Origin of the sequence: Mucilaginibacter phenanthrenivorans, assembly GCF_024721155.1 — a bacterium.
In the GTDB taxonomy this organism is placed as follows: Bacteria; Bacteroidota; Bacteroidia; order Sphingobacteriales; family Sphingobacteriaceae; genus Mucilaginibacter; species Mucilaginibacter phenanthrenivorans.
In genome coordinates this window covers 827,076-844,209 of sequence record NZ_JAHVAP010000001.1, presented here as the reverse complement: position 1 = coordinate 844,209, position 17,134 = coordinate 827,076, and the positions used below count along the sequence as shown (strand labels likewise).

At 39.5% G+C, this 17,134-nt stretch carries 19 protein-coding genes; 10 read left to right on the top strand and 9 right to left on the bottom strand.

Annotated features, from left to right (window positions below):
• Positions 1 to 15: 15 nt before the first annotated feature.
• On the bottom strand, positions 16 to 1,068 hold the full coding sequence (locus KXD93_RS03555) for a FecR family protein (protein ID WP_258135487.1): 1,053 nt from the start codon (positions 1,066 to 1,068) through the stop codon (positions 16 to 18).
• Positions 1,069 to 1,197: 129 nt separating this feature from the next.
• On the opposite strand from KXD93_RS03555, the gene KXD93_RS03550 reads away from it, so the two are divergent.
• The gene (locus KXD93_RS03550; protein ID WP_258135486.1) at positions 1,198 to 1,788 is read left to right on the top strand and encodes an RNA polymerase sigma factor; all 591 of its coding nucleotides are present in this window, start codon (positions 1,198 to 1,200) and stop codon (positions 1,786 to 1,788) included.
• A 229-nt stretch (positions 1,789 to 2,017) separates the two neighbouring features.
• On the top strand, positions 2,018 to 4,066 hold the full coding sequence (locus tag KXD93_RS03545; RefSeq protein ID WP_258135485.1) for an ATP-binding protein: 2,049 nt from the start codon (positions 2,018 to 2,020) through the stop codon (positions 4,064 to 4,066).
• Between the two features lie 10 nt (positions 4,067 to 4,076).
• On the opposite strand, the gene KXD93_RS03540 is transcribed toward KXD93_RS03545, so the two are convergent.
• Positions 4,077 to 5,516 (bottom strand): DUF3943 domain-containing protein, encoded by a 1,440-nt coding sequence (locus KXD93_RS03540; RefSeq protein WP_258135484.1) that lies wholly within the window; start codon positions 5,514 to 5,516, stop codon positions 4,077 to 4,079.
• Positions 5,517 to 5,778: 262 nt separating this feature from the next.
• On the opposite strand from KXD93_RS03540, the gene KXD93_RS03535 reads away from it, so the two are divergent.
• From KXD93_RS03535 to KXD93_RS03520, 4 genes are all read left to right on the top strand, one after another.
• A complete protein-coding gene (locus KXD93_RS03535; RefSeq protein WP_258135483.1) occupies positions 5,779 to 6,201 on the top strand; it encodes a hypothetical protein in 423 nt (140 codons plus the stop codon).
• Positions 6,202 to 6,213: 12 nt separating this feature from the next.
• A complete protein-coding gene (locus tag KXD93_RS03530) occupies positions 6,214 to 6,774 on the top strand; it encodes a globin family protein (RefSeq protein ID WP_258135482.1) in 561 nt (186 codons plus the stop codon).
• A gap of 163 nt (positions 6,775 to 6,937) precedes the next feature.
• Positions 6,938 to 8,167 carry a glutamyl-tRNA reductase gene (gene hemA / locus KXD93_RS03525; protein ID WP_258135481.1) on the top strand — a complete coding sequence of 410 codons (1,230 nt, stop codon included), beginning with the start codon at positions 6,938 to 6,940 and terminating at the stop codon, positions 8,165 to 8,167.
• Between the two features lie 167 nt (positions 8,168 to 8,334).
• Positions 8,335 to 8,865 carry an RNA polymerase sigma factor gene (locus KXD93_RS03520; protein ID WP_258135480.1) on the top strand — a complete coding sequence of 177 codons (531 nt, stop codon included), beginning with the start codon at positions 8,335 to 8,337 and terminating at the stop codon, positions 8,863 to 8,865.
• A gap of 21 nt (positions 8,866 to 8,886) precedes the next feature.
• Here the strand turns inward: KXD93_RS03520 and KXD93_RS03515 are convergent, their stop codons facing one another.
• The 5 genes from KXD93_RS03515 to KXD93_RS03495 form a co-directional block, all read right to left on the bottom strand.
• Positions 8,887 to 9,315, bottom strand: coding sequence for a VOC family protein (locus tag KXD93_RS03515; protein WP_258135479.1), 429 nt, complete (start codon positions 9,313 to 9,315; stop codon positions 8,887 to 8,889).
• A 33-nt stretch (positions 9,316 to 9,348) separates the two neighbouring features.
• A complete protein-coding gene (locus KXD93_RS03510) occupies positions 9,349 to 10,497 on the bottom strand; it encodes a hypothetical protein (protein ID WP_258135478.1) in 1,149 nt (382 codons plus the stop codon).
• Positions 10,497 to 11,000 carry a molybdopterin-dependent oxidoreductase gene (locus KXD93_RS03505; RefSeq protein WP_258135477.1) on the bottom strand — a complete coding sequence of 168 codons (504 nt, stop codon included), beginning with the start codon at positions 10,998 to 11,000 and terminating at the stop codon, positions 10,497 to 10,499. Before KXD93_RS03505 ends, KXD93_RS03510 begins: the two co-directional genes overlap by 1 nt.
• An 85-nt stretch (positions 11,001 to 11,085) precedes the next feature.
• On the bottom strand, positions 11,086 to 12,081 hold the full coding sequence (locus KXD93_RS03500; protein WP_258135476.1) for a phosphotransferase enzyme family protein: 996 nt from the start codon (positions 12,079 to 12,081) through the stop codon (positions 11,086 to 11,088).
• 54 nt (positions 12,082 to 12,135) lie between these two features.
• Positions 12,136 to 12,855, bottom strand: coding sequence for a ThuA domain-containing protein (locus KXD93_RS03495; RefSeq protein WP_258135475.1), 720 nt, complete (start codon positions 12,853 to 12,855; stop codon positions 12,136 to 12,138).
• A gap of 172 nt (positions 12,856 to 13,027) precedes the next feature.
• On the opposite strand from KXD93_RS03495, the gene KXD93_RS03490 reads away from it, so the two are divergent.
• The 4 genes from KXD93_RS03490 to KXD93_RS03475 are packed head-to-tail and all read left to right on the top strand — an operon-like array spanning position 13,028 to position 15,210.
• The gene (locus KXD93_RS03490; RefSeq protein ID WP_258135474.1) at positions 13,028 to 13,555 is read left to right on the top strand and encodes a hypothetical protein; all 528 of its coding nucleotides are present in this window, start codon (positions 13,028 to 13,030) and stop codon (positions 13,553 to 13,555) included.
• 43 nt (positions 13,556 to 13,598) lie between these two features.
• The gene (locus tag KXD93_RS03485; RefSeq protein WP_258135473.1) at positions 13,599 to 14,096 is read left to right on the top strand and encodes an RNA polymerase sigma factor; all 498 of its coding nucleotides are present in this window, start codon (positions 13,599 to 13,601) and stop codon (positions 14,094 to 14,096) included.
• On the top strand, positions 14,083 to 14,673 hold the full coding sequence (locus KXD93_RS03480) for a hypothetical protein (protein ID WP_258135472.1): 591 nt from the start codon (positions 14,083 to 14,085) through the stop codon (positions 14,671 to 14,673). Before KXD93_RS03485 ends, KXD93_RS03480 begins: the two co-directional genes overlap by 14 nt.
• A 9-nt stretch (positions 14,674 to 14,682) precedes the next feature.
• On the top strand, positions 14,683 to 15,210 hold the full coding sequence (locus KXD93_RS03475; RefSeq protein ID WP_258135471.1) for a GNAT family N-acetyltransferase: 528 nt from the start codon (positions 14,683 to 14,685) through the stop codon (positions 15,208 to 15,210).
• Between the two features lie 79 nt (positions 15,211 to 15,289).
• On the opposite strand, the gene KXD93_RS03470 is transcribed toward KXD93_RS03475, so the two are convergent.
• Positions 15,290 to 15,799 (bottom strand): RICIN domain-containing protein, encoded by a 510-nt coding sequence (locus tag KXD93_RS03470; protein ID WP_258135470.1) that lies wholly within the window; start codon positions 15,797 to 15,799, stop codon positions 15,290 to 15,292.
• Positions 15,800 to 15,939: 140 nt separating this feature from the next.
• A complete protein-coding gene (dinB, locus tag KXD93_RS03465) occupies positions 15,940 to 17,124 on the bottom strand; it encodes a DNA polymerase IV (protein WP_258135469.1) in 1,185 nt (394 codons plus the stop codon).
• Between the last annotated feature and the right edge of the window lie 10 nt (positions 17,125 to 17,134).

Genomic DNA, 17,134 nt, shown 5'->3' with positions numbered 1-17,134 from the left:
TTGGTTTATTTGAGTTTAAAAATTTAGGGTTACTGTATTTCCATTTTGTTTATAGGTAAAGTGATTGGAAAAGCCGATTGCCTCTAATACTTCAGATGGCTTTTTATTAATGAATGTGCCTGTAAACAGCACGCCCTCGGCAGGAAGATTGGAAGCGACTATATTTATGCCGTAGATGTTTTTAAACTTAGCGGTGATCTCATTAAGGTTCGAATTTGAAAACACCAATTTCCTGTCAATCCAGTTTTGCAGGTTTGAGTTATTATAATTTGACTTCTCGAAACTTAGCTGGCCTTGTTTCAAAACCGCCTGTTCGCCCGGAGTTAGCTTAACATCATCGATATTTGAGGATTGCGTACTTTCTACCTTAACCTTGCCTGTAGCCAGCATAACAGTTGCAGTAGTTTCCGATGGATAGCTTTGCACCTTGAATGATGTACCAAGTGCGGTTGTGGCTGTTTTGCCCGTTAAAACCACAAAGGGGCGTGTGTGATCCTTTTTAACCAGGAAAAAGGCTTCGCCGCTCAGCAATACATACCTTGTTTTTTGATTGTAGTTATTGGCTATTTTTAAGGAGCTTGAGCCGTTCAGGATAACCGAAGTGCCATCAGGCAAAACCACTTTTTTACGTTCGTCAAATGCCGTTGCAGAGGTTAAATGATAGGTCGATGTGCTTACCCGGCTATAAAGGATTGCTGCAGCAGGCGTTGATGAAATATTATATGTTAAATATATTGCAGTTAAAATTAAAATAGACGCAGCTATACTTGCCCATGCCCAAAGCTTACGAACCGGCCTGTTTGATATGCTAATGTTTGAATTGTCTGCCTCAAGTGCTTCTATCTCAAGTTTTAGCTTACTTAGTTGTAAAGCCTTTTCTGCAGGTGATACCTTAATAGCAAGCGAGAGGCATAATTCGCGGGCCTGCTCAATATTGTTTTTAAACTCAGGGTGAGTTACCAATATATTTTCCCAATATATTATATCGTCCTGGTTTAGTCTGTAACAATAATTTACGAAGCTTTCGTTGGTCGCTAAATTCTCAATATTAAAATCTGAACTGTTCATGCTTTTTATTAATTTGTACACAAGTGCAGCAGATCTTAAATTTTTACCAACGCTTTTTAAATTTTTTTATAAAGTATTATTTAATTAAGACTATTTTTAAAATCTTGAGTATCTTTCCCTTAGTTATCAATGAGTTTCAAATCAAAATATACAGTAAAGAACTGGCAGCTGCTGGCGGATGGCGAGCAGCAGGGGCTTTATGAATGTTTTGATATTTTTTACGACGACCTATATAGATTTGGGTTGTCTCTATATAAAAACCCGGAATTGGTTAAGGAGAGCATTAATAACCTTTTTATTGAATTATGGAAAATAAAGGACAAACTATCGGCTGTTAAAAATATTCAGCAATATGTTTTAACCATATATAAGCGGGTATTATATAAAACCTATATCAATAATACCTGCGGAATGCCCTTCGACGGGTTGGACCAGGAAACAATAGAGGCAGGATTAACAGAACAATCCTACGAAACTATATTAATAGCAAGCCAGCACGATGAGCATTTAAAGAAACGTCTGCAGCAGGCGCTATCCCAGTTATCGCCGCGGCAAAAGGAGATTATACGTCTTCGTTACTTTGAGCAAACGAGCATTGAGGGGATCGTTGAACTAACAGGTTTAACCGAACGCACTATCTATAATACAATGTATAACGCGATAAAGGTTTTAAAAGAGGTTTTTGCCTTCCTTGTGGTTTACAATATCCATATCAAGTAAATCGCCGCTCATCTTTTTACCTTGATTAGCTATAATTGCAACTTTCATCGTTATTTAACAACTTTTTTACATAATTTGTCGTTTAACTCGGCTACATTTATCTTAAATACAAAAAAATGCTGCAATAAATTAGCAGCTTGTTATAACCGTTGGCATTTTCAAGTATTTTCGTTTTTAAACCCGGTATTGATTAACCGCTAATTAATACGCCAACACTTTAGCCCTGCTCATGAAATTTTTATTATTATGTTATTCACACTTCCGAAGTACGTTCTTTTTAATCACATGCCTGTTTTGGCTATGCGGTTTAAGTTCGTGCTCACAAACTGATTCGGCAGCACATAATGAGATAAAAAAGCAATTGCAGATTACCGACAGCCTGATCATTGCAGGCAAGGGCGACAGCGCGATAGCGTTATTACAGAAACTACGCACCGGCATTCCCGCCTCCGACCCATTAATATGTACCTATTATTACTTGCTTTCCGGGCATAATTTTAATAGTCCCGCTCTCATGAATAAGTATGCAGATAGCGCAATGGTATTTTTTGCTGATCAAAAAACGATCGAAAAGTATCCAAACGAGTATTTTCAGTCGGTTTTGACAAAGGGAGATGCCTGTTTGAAAAATAAGGATTACATCGGCGCGCTTAAGTATTATTATAAGGGACAAGAAATATTACCCGCCGGTATTTGCGACAATGGTAACCTGGCGAGCAAAATAGGCGTTATTTATTTTGCACAAAAAAACTACATAATGGCTGCAAGGTACCAGGCAAAAAGCTACAGTCGGTTAGGACAATGCAGCGATGGGATTACAGCTCAAAAATTATTTTTCCTGAAACAGGGAGCTCTTAATAATACCGGATTTTCCTTTCAAAAGGCGGGAATGCCCGATAGTGCAATAAAATATTATTTAAAAGACGTTGCGCTAATTGATAATACTGAACGTACCCGCCAAATTGACGAGAGATATATCAATTCCGCACGGTTGGTTGTTTATGACAACCTTGGCGGGATAAACCTGCAACAAGGTAACCTGCAGCTGGCAAAAAGCTATCTTGATAAAAGTACTGCCCTTGATAAGGGAAATATGGATGGCGCCGGCATCCCTCCCTTGTTAAAGCTTGCAGAACTGAACCTTAAAACCGGTAACTACGCCGATATCGCCGGCCTATTTAGTAAAAGCAGGATCCTACTGACTCTTTACCCCGATGAAAATATCGACTCCGAACTTAAATGGAACCGGTTATATGCTCAATATCTTTTTAAAATTAATGAACCCGCAAAAGCCTATCATTTTCTAAATACATACCTGGATTTAAAAGAGCATGAAGATAAAACCTACTCGGATTTGTATAGGTTAAACATCGATAGCGAGCTGAAGTCCCTACAGCAAAAACAAGCCCTGGTTAAATTACAGGAACAAGACAAAATAAAACGAATGTACATAGTCGGTTTTGCGATATTTGTTATTTTTTCGGTTGCTACAATTTTGATGATCAGCAGGATTCTTAAACGAACTAAGGAAAGCCGCGAAACTGTCACGAAGCACAACAAGGAGTTACAGCGGGCAATGGATGAGTTAGAGCGGGTTAATAAAAACTATATCCGTATTATGCGGGTAATGGCGCATGATTTGAGAAACCCATTATCGGGCATCACCGGGCTTGCTGCAATGCTGATGATTGAGGATGAGTTTTCTGAAGATAGCAAAAACATGCTCAGATTGATAGAAACAACTGGTCTGCACTCAATGGAAATGATAAATGAGCTGTTAAAGTCGGGGCTTGCGGACGAAAATGAGAAACTTGTAAAACAAAGAATAGACCTAAACTCGCTACTTTATGATTCTGTTGAATTGCTCCAATTTAAGGCAAGAGAAAAAAATCAAACAATAGCATTTGAACATGATAATAAGCCATTAATGGCGGAGGTTAATCATGAAAAGATTTGGCGGGTAATTAATAACATTATTGTAAATGCGATAAAGTTTAGCCATGAAGGCGGCATTATCAAAGTAGGAATCTCAGGAAAGGAGAGCAAGATCCTTATTTCAATTGCCGATAACGGGATTGGTATTTCGGAAGAGCAAAAGGATATTGTATTTGAAATGTTTACCCCGGCTAAAAAAAGTGGCACCAATGGTGAGCAGCCCTTTGGCCTTGGCTTATCAATTTCAAAGCGAATTATTGAATTGCATGGAGGCAGAATTTGGTTTGAGAGCAATATGGGTAAAGGCACAATATTTTACGTGGAGCTGCCGGGCCTGGATTAGGTGGTTGTGCCTATTGAAAAGTAACAGCATATCGTACAGACGCCCTTACATAGGGATATTTGCTGCTTACATCAGGCTGGTCTCTATAATAACTATTCAGTGAAAAGTGACCCTGTTCGAATGCAATCGCAATATTTTTAATGAGATAGTAACTTATTTCATTAGAAAAAGTATGCAAAATATTATACCGCGAATTACCGCTGATAGTTGCCAGCCATGCCTCACGGTAGTTTACATTATAAAATAATTTGCCAGCCAAATTTACCCCTCCGCCCACACTTACCGATGCACCGGAACCATAATCATAATCGCGGCCTCTGAAAAGGTAATGATCAGGCACAGCACCTAAAATTATCGGGCCTGCACTAACAATGGTATTTATGGTTAATTTATCGGAGATATTATATTCAGAAAAGAAATTAGCCTTCGCACTTTGCCCGCCATAAAAAAAAGAAACATTCCTGATGTAATCGTAATTGGCAGATAAAATGAGTAAATGCTGGTACTTTTCTGACGAACTTATCTCCCAGCCTGCTAACGAGCCGTAGACACTAATAACATTCACTTTTGAACTATCGTCTTTTCCAAACTCGGCATTAATGGCAATATTACTAAACGGCACATCATAGTGTTCTGATGGCGTTCCGTACAGTAATTTTATATGACCATACCAACCCGTCCGGCCTTTCTTAACATCGGTATCAAATTGCCGCCCACCAAAGTCAAATTCAGCGCGTATTTTTGAAGAGTCGCGTTCTGCTGTATTTTTTGACACTTTTCCCCATTGTCCGCTTGTTATGCGGTGTAAGCCATTCATTGGGTTCACCATAAAACCTAACACCTCGTCAACCTGTCTTTTAAATCCGCGTGTTTGGTTATTAATGATTTTATTTGATAAGCGATAAGTCATCTCTCCTAAAATGATCCCTCCATAGCTGGTATTTATAAAATCGTTAGGCGCCGGTGCCTGGTTTTCAGCAAAAGTCTCCCATAAATAGCTGCCCGCAAACGTTGCAGGGGCTGCCTGCCAAAAAGAATAGCCGTTTGCACGAAAGGCACTATAAAAGTTACTGCCATGATAAGGGTGCCCGAACTGGTTGGTTTGAAATTCATCATTATCAAATTGCCAGCTTCCCGGGTTAATATTATGGCCAACACTTTTCCAGGAAATACGGGCATAATCTTTTTTAGTGACATACCTGTCGAACGTCCATGGGATAATTTCTGCCAGCCCGAAATCCAGGGCAGCGTTCCCAAAGTTCTTTCTTCCCTGATTTGTAAAAACATCTTCCTTGTTACCCTTAATCCTCCCCAGGCTATCAGCTTTCATTTGTTGATTTGGATCAACCTGGATCTGGCTAAAAACACATTCCGGGCTGATTAGTGTAGTCAATATAACGACGAGAAAGAGTTTTTTAGAATTGCTTTTTAAGGTAAAGAATAATTTCATAGACGTTATTATTTGTAAAGGCGGCGTGGGCAAAGAAGAATTAACTGTAGAAAAGCTTATTTGGTTTTTAGACAGCACAGAAGGGCTACAGAATTTGACTTTCGAACTATGAATCTATCTATAACAGCGTCGAAATAACCTTTTCGAAATTATTTTTCAATTTAATAAAACCGCCAGATCTCTATTCTTCGTAATTGTAACAGAAGTGTAAATTTTATAAGCACTTTTTAATCAAATCAGTAAACAATTAAAAGAGCCCCGCATGAAAAAGACAATTAAAAAAATCCTGCTTTACAGCCTCTCCACTTTCTTGTTCCTGGTGATCGTTCTTGCTGTTCACATCTATTATGTTTATCGTCCCGCCCCTGATGCTAACACAAAGGTTATGGCGCGTATTGACATCAAGCAGCAGATCACTCAGGACGATGCCAACAAGATCACATCGTGGATGTATCATCAAAAAGGAATTGACCACGTCCTGGTAAATCCACAAACCAACATTGTTGTTTTTACTTTCTATCCTGTAAAAACAACCGGCGACCAGATCACCAAGGATTTTAAGGCATCATTTGCTTTAAAAGCCGAAAGATTTATGCCGACCAGGGAAAATTTAAAAAGCAGTTGCCCGGTTGCTGCTAACTCGCTTACTTACAAAGCATACAAACTTATAACTCAAATAATTTAAAAATCCAATCCGATGAAAAAACTTACATCATTATTATCAGCCATTGCAGTAATTACAATATTATTTGCGATTGAGTCTTGCAGCAAAAGCTCGACTGTTAAACCTACAGTGAAAGCGACTCTTTATGATTCCTTAGGCGGTTCAGTCATGGTTTCAGACCCTGCCAGCCCAGGAAAAACAATTGAAAAAGGGCGCTTAGGCATCCGTTCAGTTATTGACAGTACGATCTTCGTTATCGCAGGTGATACAAGGATCAATGGCCACTTTACCGTATTACTAGGTGAAGTAACTAAGGGTAATCTTTCAGGCTTTACAGAATTAAGCGATAATCTTACCACATTTGTTGCTGTTGCCACAGGTGCAAAAGATTACAAGTATGACGGCCTAAGTATGACAGATGCACACAACCCAGCCACAAATTCAAGAATGAACGGCAAGGCATCAAGTGCAGACTTTGATGCGTTTGTTGACGACCTTGTGAAGGGAGCAAATAAAGTTGGACTGCCCTCAAATCTGTTAGGTTCAGTAGGGAAAATTGTCGTGAGCTTAAAGGCCCAGGTAGTTCAGAAATAACAAGTTACATTGTATATCAAAACATAAAAAACCCGGAATTATTAGTCCGGGTTTTTTATTGAAACAATAAGTCATTTCAAATGACAATTAAATGACAAGATATTGCTAAGGTGCTGGAAACCAATCATGTTTAGAATACGTAATTATATTAAATACGGAACAAATGCAAACACTTAGACTCAACGAAACCTCTCATTTTTACGCTGTTGGCATCAACTATAAAAAAACTGATGCCGCTGTCAGGGGGATGTTTGCTATTAATAATAATGCCTACGATAGCATTTTACAGCTAGCTCCTTCTTCTAATATCGATAGCCTTTTCATTCTGTCTACTTGTAACCGTACTGAAATTTATGGATTTGCGACAGATGCAGACCAGCTTATTAATTTGTTGTGCACGCAAACAAAGGGCACAAAAGAAGATTTTACCCGGCTTAGTTATACAAAAAGAGGGATTATCGCGGTTGAACATTTATTTAATGTTGGAGCCGGATTAGATTCACAAATCCTGGGCGACTACGAAATTACCTCACAACTTAAGCAGGCAGTCAAGTTCTCAAAAGAGCGTGGTTTTATTAATTGTTTTTTAGAAAGGTTATTTAACAACGTGCTGCAATCATCAAAAACTATCAGGAACGAAACGGCTTTAAGCGGCGGAACTGTTTCCGTTTCATTTGCTGCTATTCAATATATAAAAAGCCATGTCAAAATTAACGCTGCTACTCAAATTTTACTTATTGGTACAGGAAAGATCGGAAGAAATACTTGTAAAAATCTGGTCGATTATTTGAAAACCAAAAACATCACGCTGATCAATCGTTCAGAAGACAAAGCAGCAGAACTTGCTGCGGAGTTTGACTTAAATTGTGCGCCATTAACCGATTTAGAGAAGTATATCAATTCGTCGGACATAATTTTGGTTGCCTCCAATGCGTGCGAACCGGTTATTTTAGCATCGCAGCTTAAAAGCGCAGGCAGCAAATTAATCATTGATCTATCCATACCTTATAATGTTGAGGAACAATCCGGTGCGCTGCCTAATATTCACCTGGTAAATGTTGATATGCTTTCAAAAATGAATGATGAGACATTAAGGAAGCGCGAAGCCGAAACTCCAAAAGCTAATGAAATAATTTCGAAACAGCTGATCGATTTTATAGAATGGTACAATATGAGGCGGAACGCCCCTGCGTTGAATGCCATTAAATTAAAGCTTAACCAAATATACCAACAGCGTGATACCAGCTTATTATCTGATAAAATTTGTCCTGTTTATATCGACAAAGAAAAAATTCAACGTATTGTGAACGGAGCTGCCAGTAAAATGCGGCTTAAAAATCAGCATGGTTGTTATTATATAGAAGCTATAAACGAGTTTATGGCCATTGCATAAATTATACCTTTACTTTTATTAATGTATGTTAATCATCAGTTAATCTGAAGCTTAACATATAATTTCCTTATTCTGCTACCAACGTGTTTTACTAAATAATTGTACCGGCATGCCTGTATAGCTACCGCTATACCCTAATTTAATTAACCTCAATAACCCTAATTAAAATGGAAGACCTTCACTTACAAAAACTAATAACGGGCTGCATTGGCCAGGACAGGAAAGATCAAAAAGCTTTGTATAAAGCTTATTATGGTTTTGCTATGGGAATTTGTATTCGTTATGCAGGTAACAGGTATGAAGCGGCAGAAATTATGAACCAGGGTTTTTTTAATGTTTTTACCAAGATAAACAAATACGACAACATAAAACCCTTTAAAGCGTGGGTTGGCTGTATCATGAAGCACTCATCCATAGATTTTTACCGAAACAACTGGAAAACAAAATATACCGATAGTCTTGAAATGGCCGAAGAAGTACTTTCAAGTGATTCTACAGTTGGAAGACTGGATTATGAAGATTTGCTTACCGTTATCAGGCGTTTGCCACAAACCTATCAAGCGGTTTTTAGCCTCTATGCAATTGACGGTTATTCACACCAGGAAATTAGCTTAAAACTCGGAATATGTGAGGGAACATCAAAATCAAACCTGTTTAAGGCAAGAGAAAAATTGAAGAAAATGTTGGTGTACGCTTAATAACTAAGCTAACATAGTTTATCATGAATTTGGCAGCGGCCAATGGAAGCAAAGCAGGTAACCATCCGGATCTTCAAAAGTTAACGCCTTCCAGTTATATCGGGTTATTTCGGGTTTGTTCACATTCAACTCGTTGTTTATCATATGGTTATAGAGCTCATCGGTATCCGGGCAACCGAAGTATAAAGTTGTATCACGATGTACGGAGATGCGTTCAGCTTCCGGGTGTAGCGGTCTGAATTCACGTTCATAGGCTGTGTTAAGCATCAGTTCGATATCGCCAAGCCTCATCAGGATCCAATCTACATCATCGCCCTCGCCGGAAGACATCACCACTTTGAAACCTAAAACATCTCTATAAAAATGGATGGATATGGGCATATCATAAACCTGCAACAGCGGTGCCATGCCCTCGATCCTGAATTTTGCTAATGTTTCCTCCCCTTCCATTTATGTAGAAATATCCTTACTAAGATAAACAGTCTATTTGTAATTTTCAATTAGCTTCCCTACCCGTTCGTCAAAATTTGATGGATTGACGCCGGTAAGTTTGTTAACAACCAGGAAAAAATTATCGTCACCTTTTCCACAGTTAAGCAATTCCTTTACTCCCTCCACTCCTTTTTGACGTTCCACCTCATCGCAAACCATACTGGCCAGTAATGATCGCACTTTGGTTTGATTCGTGAGGATCAATGGATTTTTGTAGAACAGATTGAGCAAACTAGCCCCCGGATGCTGCTGCAAATATTGCTTTAACTGCGGTACCAATTGTTTGGGCGATATCATTTCCCCGTTGTTATCGGTGTAATAGGCATTGCCCCAACTGTAGGCCACGCCCTCATCTGCAGCTGAGTTACGCGCATTTTTCCTGAACTTTCCTGAGTAATAATGAAACGTATCGTGTGAGAAATCCTCGTTATGCATAGTCGAGAAAATCGTACGCGCATCAACGCCATAACCATCAGTGGTTACCCCTGCCGACTCATTATCATACTCATAGCCCAGCAAATGCATTATCTCCTGGTAATTATTGCAGAGGTAAAAATCCAGCGGTTCAGGTTTTAAGCCAAGCTTTACTGCAATGTTTGTATTCTTTTTATCGAATATCCTGGCTCTGCCGATATTGATTTTATCAGCGTAATGATAAGTGATATTACCAACCTTAGTTGTTTTCCAGTTTTGGGTGATATAATAAACCGGGATGGAAAACGTAACCTGGCTATCATTTAAACTCGCTATAAAATTAAAGATCACCCTGATTGGAATTCCCGGAACAGTTTGATTTATATAAGCGATAGAGATTATATATATATCATTATCAACTGGATATAAATTGATAAGCCTGGGTTTGTAGTAGTGCTTATCCCCTGCCTTCTCATTGTTTTCAATCCCCTTCAAATCATTGAAGACAGATACAGTTAATGCATTGCCCACCGGGCTTATTTCAGATGTCAAAGGTTTTGAGTTATTAATGCGGATCAGCAGGGTATCAAGGGCATCCAATAGTTTTACCCGTGTATCATCGGATATTTGCGTATGCAGTTCAATGCTCCTGTCTATAGGTGTCTGGGCATAGTTATAGCTGCAAATGCTTGTCAATAAAAGGATTATCCAAAAGCGCCGCCTCATTATTTAGCGAATTGAACTTTTATCGCAGTTACCATTCGCACACACCTGGCAGGTTTCTTCTCATCCTGGATAACTATATGGAAAGGCCCCTCTGTGGTTGATAGCGGCTTGCCATCCATTTGGGTTGCAAGGATAACTAAACGATCAGTAAAACCCTTATCCAGCTCGGCAATAGCAAATACCACCTGGTACCCGTCGCTTGCCTCAACCTGTACAAATTTATTAAGATTTTTTCCATGCAGGTCTTTGCCCAAAGTAGCACCGGCTTTTTGTAGGATATCCGATAACAGCACGCCGGTATAGATGTGATCATTCCCATCTTTATCCTTACGCTTTACCTCCACTTGGGTAAACTGATTCAGATCGGCCATTTTTAAATTAAGCGGTGTTATAACTTCGCCGCTAACTTTTACCGTTGCCTCTTGCGTAGTAACCTGGGCGTTTAAAAAAAAGGGACTGGTAAGTAAAATAAGCAAGCCTATTAAGATGATCTTGTGTTTCATTTTATGATTTGTTACGTGGTAAATATAGTAGCCATAAGCCAAAAAACCATCTGCACATTTATTTTAGATCAGTGATCCTAAAATATCAATCTTCAAAATAAGCCATCCATTTCTTAATCAACATCACCCTATCTTTTAAAAATTTCGGCCCGAAAAAAATATTTGACCAATCTTCAAAGTTATCATATTGAAAACCGAGATAAAATACCCAAAATCCAAAGCCCAGGTACGGGATAGCTTTAAGCTCGTCGCCATGTAATGGTCTTACCTTGCGGTAGCTTTCAACAAAAGTTGCAAATGCGGTATCCGCCTGCTCACGGGTTTGCCTGTTCATAAATACTTCCATAAAGTAGTGAATGTATAAGGAGGTAATGTCATTGGCTAAATAGCCCTTTCCTGCAAAATCAAAATCGAAAAACGTTAGTTTGTTATCCTCATCAAAATGAAAGTTCTTTGGCAAAAAATCATAATGGCAGTAACCATAACTAAAGTTAGTAAAATCGAATTCGTTAAGCTTTGCTATTACGGTTTTTGAAACGGCGATGAGATCGGCATATTCTTCTTCTAATTCAACAAACGCCGGCTTAACAGTTTCAAGCGGCTGGATAATGGTGGTATCGATATGAAATTCAATTCGTTTATGATTTAGCTGGATGGAGGAGGTAATGTTATGGACAGTTGCCATTTCCCGGCCAAGGGTTGTCAGTTGTTCTTCGTTCATCACATTAACTACCCTGCCCTTTGCGTACGTAAACAGCATGCCGTAGCGAGTTCCCTCCGCAGCATTAAAAGATTGTATAATAGCACCAGATAGATCCTTGATAGGATACGATACACTGGCACCTTTATCGTTTAAGATAGTAAGCAGTTCCGCCTCGCCCTCAATTTCGTCAAGTTTGCGGTGCGCATCCCGATAGATCTTGAAGATATACTTGTCGGTTTGATTCTCAACAATGTAGGTATCGCTCACATTTCGGATAAGCAGGCGACAACTGGTATCCCTTAATCCATAGCGTTCTGAAATAAAGTCATTTAATGCATCCGACGAAAGCGTTGAATACCGGGTGGGGAAAATTTGCATGGATTTTGTGATTGAAGCACGCAAATTTAAAATCATTACTTACAAATGCCCAATTTATTTGCCGGCATTGCCCATGGCATACTCAATTCCACCCAACAAGTGTTTCAAATACAAGGGATCAGCGTATGATTCGTCGGTATGGCCTAATTCAGTATAGAATGCACGACCGCCATCATAATCATGATACCAGGCCATTGGGTGATCGTCGCCGTTCAAGCCACCTGTATAGGTTTTTTCATCGATTTTTATTAGCACGTGCAGGTTTGGCGCAATCCATTTGAAATTATACCATTCATCAAACCTGTGCCAGTCGGCTGGCAGGTGTTTGGTAGCTATAAAATTACGATCAACCACATGCAATACAGCAAACTGCTGTGCCGGGTGAATTTTAAAATAAGCGCCAACCAGGTTACCATACCACGGCCAGTCGTATTCCGTATCTGTAGCAGAATGCACACCGACAAAGCCACCACCGTTCCGAATATATTTTTCAAACGCTGCCTGTTGCGTCTCATTCAAAACGTCGCCGGTAGTGCTCAGGAATATAACTGCCGCATATTGTTTCAAATTATCAAAAGTGAATTTCGCGCCATCCGTTGTAGTATCTGCATCAAAATTATTCTCCTGCCCCAGCTTTAATATTGCAGGAATCCCGACAGCAATTGAGTTATGATGAAAGCCTGCTGTCTTGCTGAATATTAATACTTTTTGTTTCGCCATCGCAGCAGAAATAAACATGCATAACATGGCGAAAATGAATAGGATATGTTTCATAGTAATAGATTTTAGTTTAATCGGTATTCAAAAATATCCATTAATTACTTTATTACAAAGGTTTATTACAGCCTGGTTTATTTACTCCAACTTTCATGAGGTTGTTTTGTTAACTCACAAACAGCATTAGCCAGTTACTACAAAATTTAGTAATTTGCAGCAATTTACCACTATGAGCATCACTACCTACGGCCTACAGGACATAAAAAAGGAGATTCAGCACTTACCGCAAGAGCAGGTTGCTGAACTTTGCCTGCGCCTGGTAAGGTATAAAAAGGAGAACAAGGAGTTGCTGGCCTATCTGTTGTTCGAGGCAAATGACGAACATGCTTTTGTCGAAAAGATAAAAGCAGAGGCGGGTTTCATGATGAGTCAGCTTCCATCGCACAGCTATCTTGCTTCCAAGAGCGTTCGTAAGGTTTTAAGGCTGATCAGTAAGTACGTCAAATTTATTGCATCGAAGCCTGCCGAAATAGATTTACTGTTAAGTTTCTGCTTTAACTACCTGCAATACATCAATCGTAACACGTCATATAAGCCATTGCGCATGATATTGATAAGGCAGGTGCAGAAGATAAATACCAGTATTAAAAAACTGCATGAGGACCTGCAATTTGACCATAGCCAGGAATACAACAGGCTATTGGACGAGGCTCAAAATAAATTCCCGTGGTTTTACAAGAATGATTATTTGTTGTAACATCTTTGGCGTTTTAAAATCTAACTAATAAAATTAACTGATAGTGGCAGAAAAAGAAGCAGCTTTTAAGAAAATTTACGAAGCCAATTCAAAAAAAATCTACCATTTATGCTATGGTTATACGGGGGATGATGATGCTGCGAGCGATCTTTTACAGGAAACATTTTTGAAGGTTTGGCAAAATCTTGATAAATTCAGGAACCAGGCGATGATCTCAACCTGGATCTACCGCATTGCTGTTAATACCTGTCTTACTTACCTGCGTTCGGAAAAACGACAGGCAAAAGACGAACTTACACCTTTAATTGCAGAAACAAAAAAAGAGGAATTATCTGAAAAGAACGAGCAGGTTGCCTTGCTCTATAAGTGTATATCGAAGTTGGAAGAGTCGGAAAGAATTATAATTACTATGGTGCTTGATGAGGTGCCATACCCTGAGATAGCAGATATCTCGGGAATATCGGAGGGAAATCTGCGGGTGAAGATTTATCGTATTAAACAGAAGTTAACAGAATTGTATAACCACTATGAAAGAATTTGAGCATTTAATGTCGGTTTGGCAGGGACAGCCAAAACACGACAAGCTTTCGGTGGACGAGGCGCTTAAGCAGGTTAAGAAAGGGATTCGTGGTATAACCAGCCGGTTATATTGGGGAATTGTGGCGATGATAGCGCTTATTGCATGTGCTTTTATTATAACGTTCTTTTTTGCATTCCGGTCGCCTGCTACCATTGTTGGCATCCTGATTATTTTGGTCACTATGCTGATGTACCTGTCCCTCATTGTACGTCACTATCATATATTAAACAAGCACGATCTCACCCAAAATCCTACAGAATACCTCAATACCCTTAAAGATTACCAGAAAAACAGGAGTAAAGTTATCGGCTGGTTTTATTATGTTTTTATGCTGCTGATCAGCGTGGGTTTAACTTTATATTTCATTGAGGTACTGGAAGATGCGCCTACTTACTTCAAGCTAATAACCTACGGATCAATTATTTTATGGTTCCTGTTTATTACCTTTTATTTAAAGCCCAGGATGTTTAAGAACGAGGAAGAAAAGCTAAATTTGATGATTGACCGCCTGATCCGTTTACAAGAACAATTCGATTAATTTACACCAATGTCTTCTGCTAATATAACCATTGTTAAAGCTGAAATAACCGATGCCGCAGTCTTGCTCGAATTCAGCAAAGCCACATTCTTTCACTTTTTTGGGCCGCTAAATGATCCTGCAAATATGGAGGCTTACGCTTCTGTTGCATTTACTTCCCAAAAAATGCTTTCGGAGTTGATAAACCCCGATTCTGAATTTTATTTTGCAATGATCGGCGATGAGATAGCCGGGTACCTCAAACTGAACTTTAGCAATGCCCAAACAGAATTCAGGGAGGCTGATGCAATGGAAATTGAGCGCATTTATGTTTCACAGGATCACCAGCGAAAAAAGGTAGGCCAGCAGCTTTTGGATTTTGCGATAGAAACTGCAACCAATAAAAAATTTAAATATGTGTGGCTGGGCGTTTGGGAAAACAACCACAATGCCCTCGCTTTCTACAAGCATAACGACTTTGAAGTATTCAGCAGCCATGAATTTGTTTTGGGCGATGATTTGCAGACTGACTTGTTAATGAAGCGGTTATTGAACTAAGATTTATTGGATTGTTAGGATTTCAGGAGAACTTCGACTCTCAAGGTCTTATAATCACACTAATCTTAAAAATCTTAGTTTACATAGTTGGCGCCTGTTCGTAGATACCCCAGTATTGATCTTTAGTATTAGTCTTTTTAGCCAAAATGATCTGCGAATTTACGCCACCTTTTTTATCAGATGTCGTCACATAAAGATCTGTACCTTTTAGTTTTATCATAAACACATCCTTATCAACCTTCTCAAATTCATATTGTTGGGTAGCGGCATTTGTGTTAACAGGCTGCTCTTCAAGTGCAACACCAGCATCGCTGCTGCTTTTTGGCTGAAATGTTTTGTGGGTGAGCAGGTTTTGCAGCTGATATGTATTGCCGTCAACATGTTTGAAGTTCCAGGTCATACATTTCCAGTTTTCGGGATAGTAGGCAACCAGTGGTGTGCCGTTTTCTGAATGTGCATCCTTAACCCTCAATAACATGCCTGTTTGTACATTTTTAATGGCGTAATTTCCCTGGATTACCTGGGCAGACGCTGTTATGCTAAATATCAGCATAAAACAAAAGCCGGTTATTGTGATTGGTTTTTTCATGTCGAATCAAATTAGTATATGATAAATAACGATAAGATAAGGATTTTGTTCTTAAACTAAGATTTATTGGATTGATAGGATTCTATGATCTTATCTTGCTTTTAAAATCCTAAAATCGTTCATATCTTAAAAATCTTAGTTTAGCCACGCATAAACGGGTTGAAATTCCTCGTCCCTATTGCCATTCCGGCTGCCCGGCAAATCGTTTTTTCGCCAAATTTAAAATTGATCTTATCCATAGCCTGGTAAAGCCTGATCTTCTCCTCGTTGTCTTCAAAAAGATTGATCTGGTAACTCCCGCTGCAAAGATTACTGAGCCTTACTCCTATTAATCTTATCGGCCTATGCTGGTTCCATGCTTTTTTGAGCAGATTTTTTACGCCGGGGATCAGGATATGCTCTGCCGCTGTTAACGAGATCTTTTCCTGCTGGGTGTGGGTTTCAAAATTTGCATAGCGCACCTTTATAGCCAGGCATGAGGCTACCTTGTTTTCCTTGCGCAGTTTAGATGCCAGCTCTTCGGTCATGGAAACAAGTATGGTTTCAATGCTTTGCCTATCGGCTATATTGGTATGGAAGGTATGCTCCGTGGATATGGATTTACGGTCGCTGTGCGGCACTATTTCGCCGTGATCAATACCATTAGCCTTTTCCCATATAAAGGCGCCCATCTTGCCGAAAATGGTCTCCAAAAAACGGATATCCATTTTTTGCAGCTGACCAATTCGCTCAATACCGTATTGATGCAGTTTGGCGGCTGTACTTTCCCCCAAGCCTGGAATCTTCCCTATCGCAAGGGGTGCCAGAAAGTCTTTTTCCTTACCATGAGGGATATAAAGCTGCCCGTTTGGTTTAGCCTGGTTTGTAGCCATTTTTGACACCGTTTTACCCGACGACATGCCAAAAGAAATGGGAAGTCCTGTTTCCCGCATTATTTTTTGTCTTAGCTCGCCGGCATGTTTATAGCAATTATGAAAGCGGTCCATGCCGGTATAATCGATATAAAACTCGTCGATAGATGTTTTCATATATAGCGGCACCGCATTATGGATAATCTCCGTAACCTCCCTGCTGGCCTCGCCATACCTGCCGTGCGAGCCCCGTAAAAATATTGCATGTGGACAAAGCTTCGCAGCCTGCCGGCTTGGCATAGCTGAATGCACTCCATATTTACGCGCTTCATAGCTGCAACTGGCCACAACGCCCCGTTCTGCCGATCCGCCAATAATTACCGGCTTGCCGATAAGTGACGGATCGAACTTCCGCTCAACAGATACGAAGAACGAATCAAGATCAATATGCATTATGGTGCGTTTTGCAGGCATAAAACAAAAG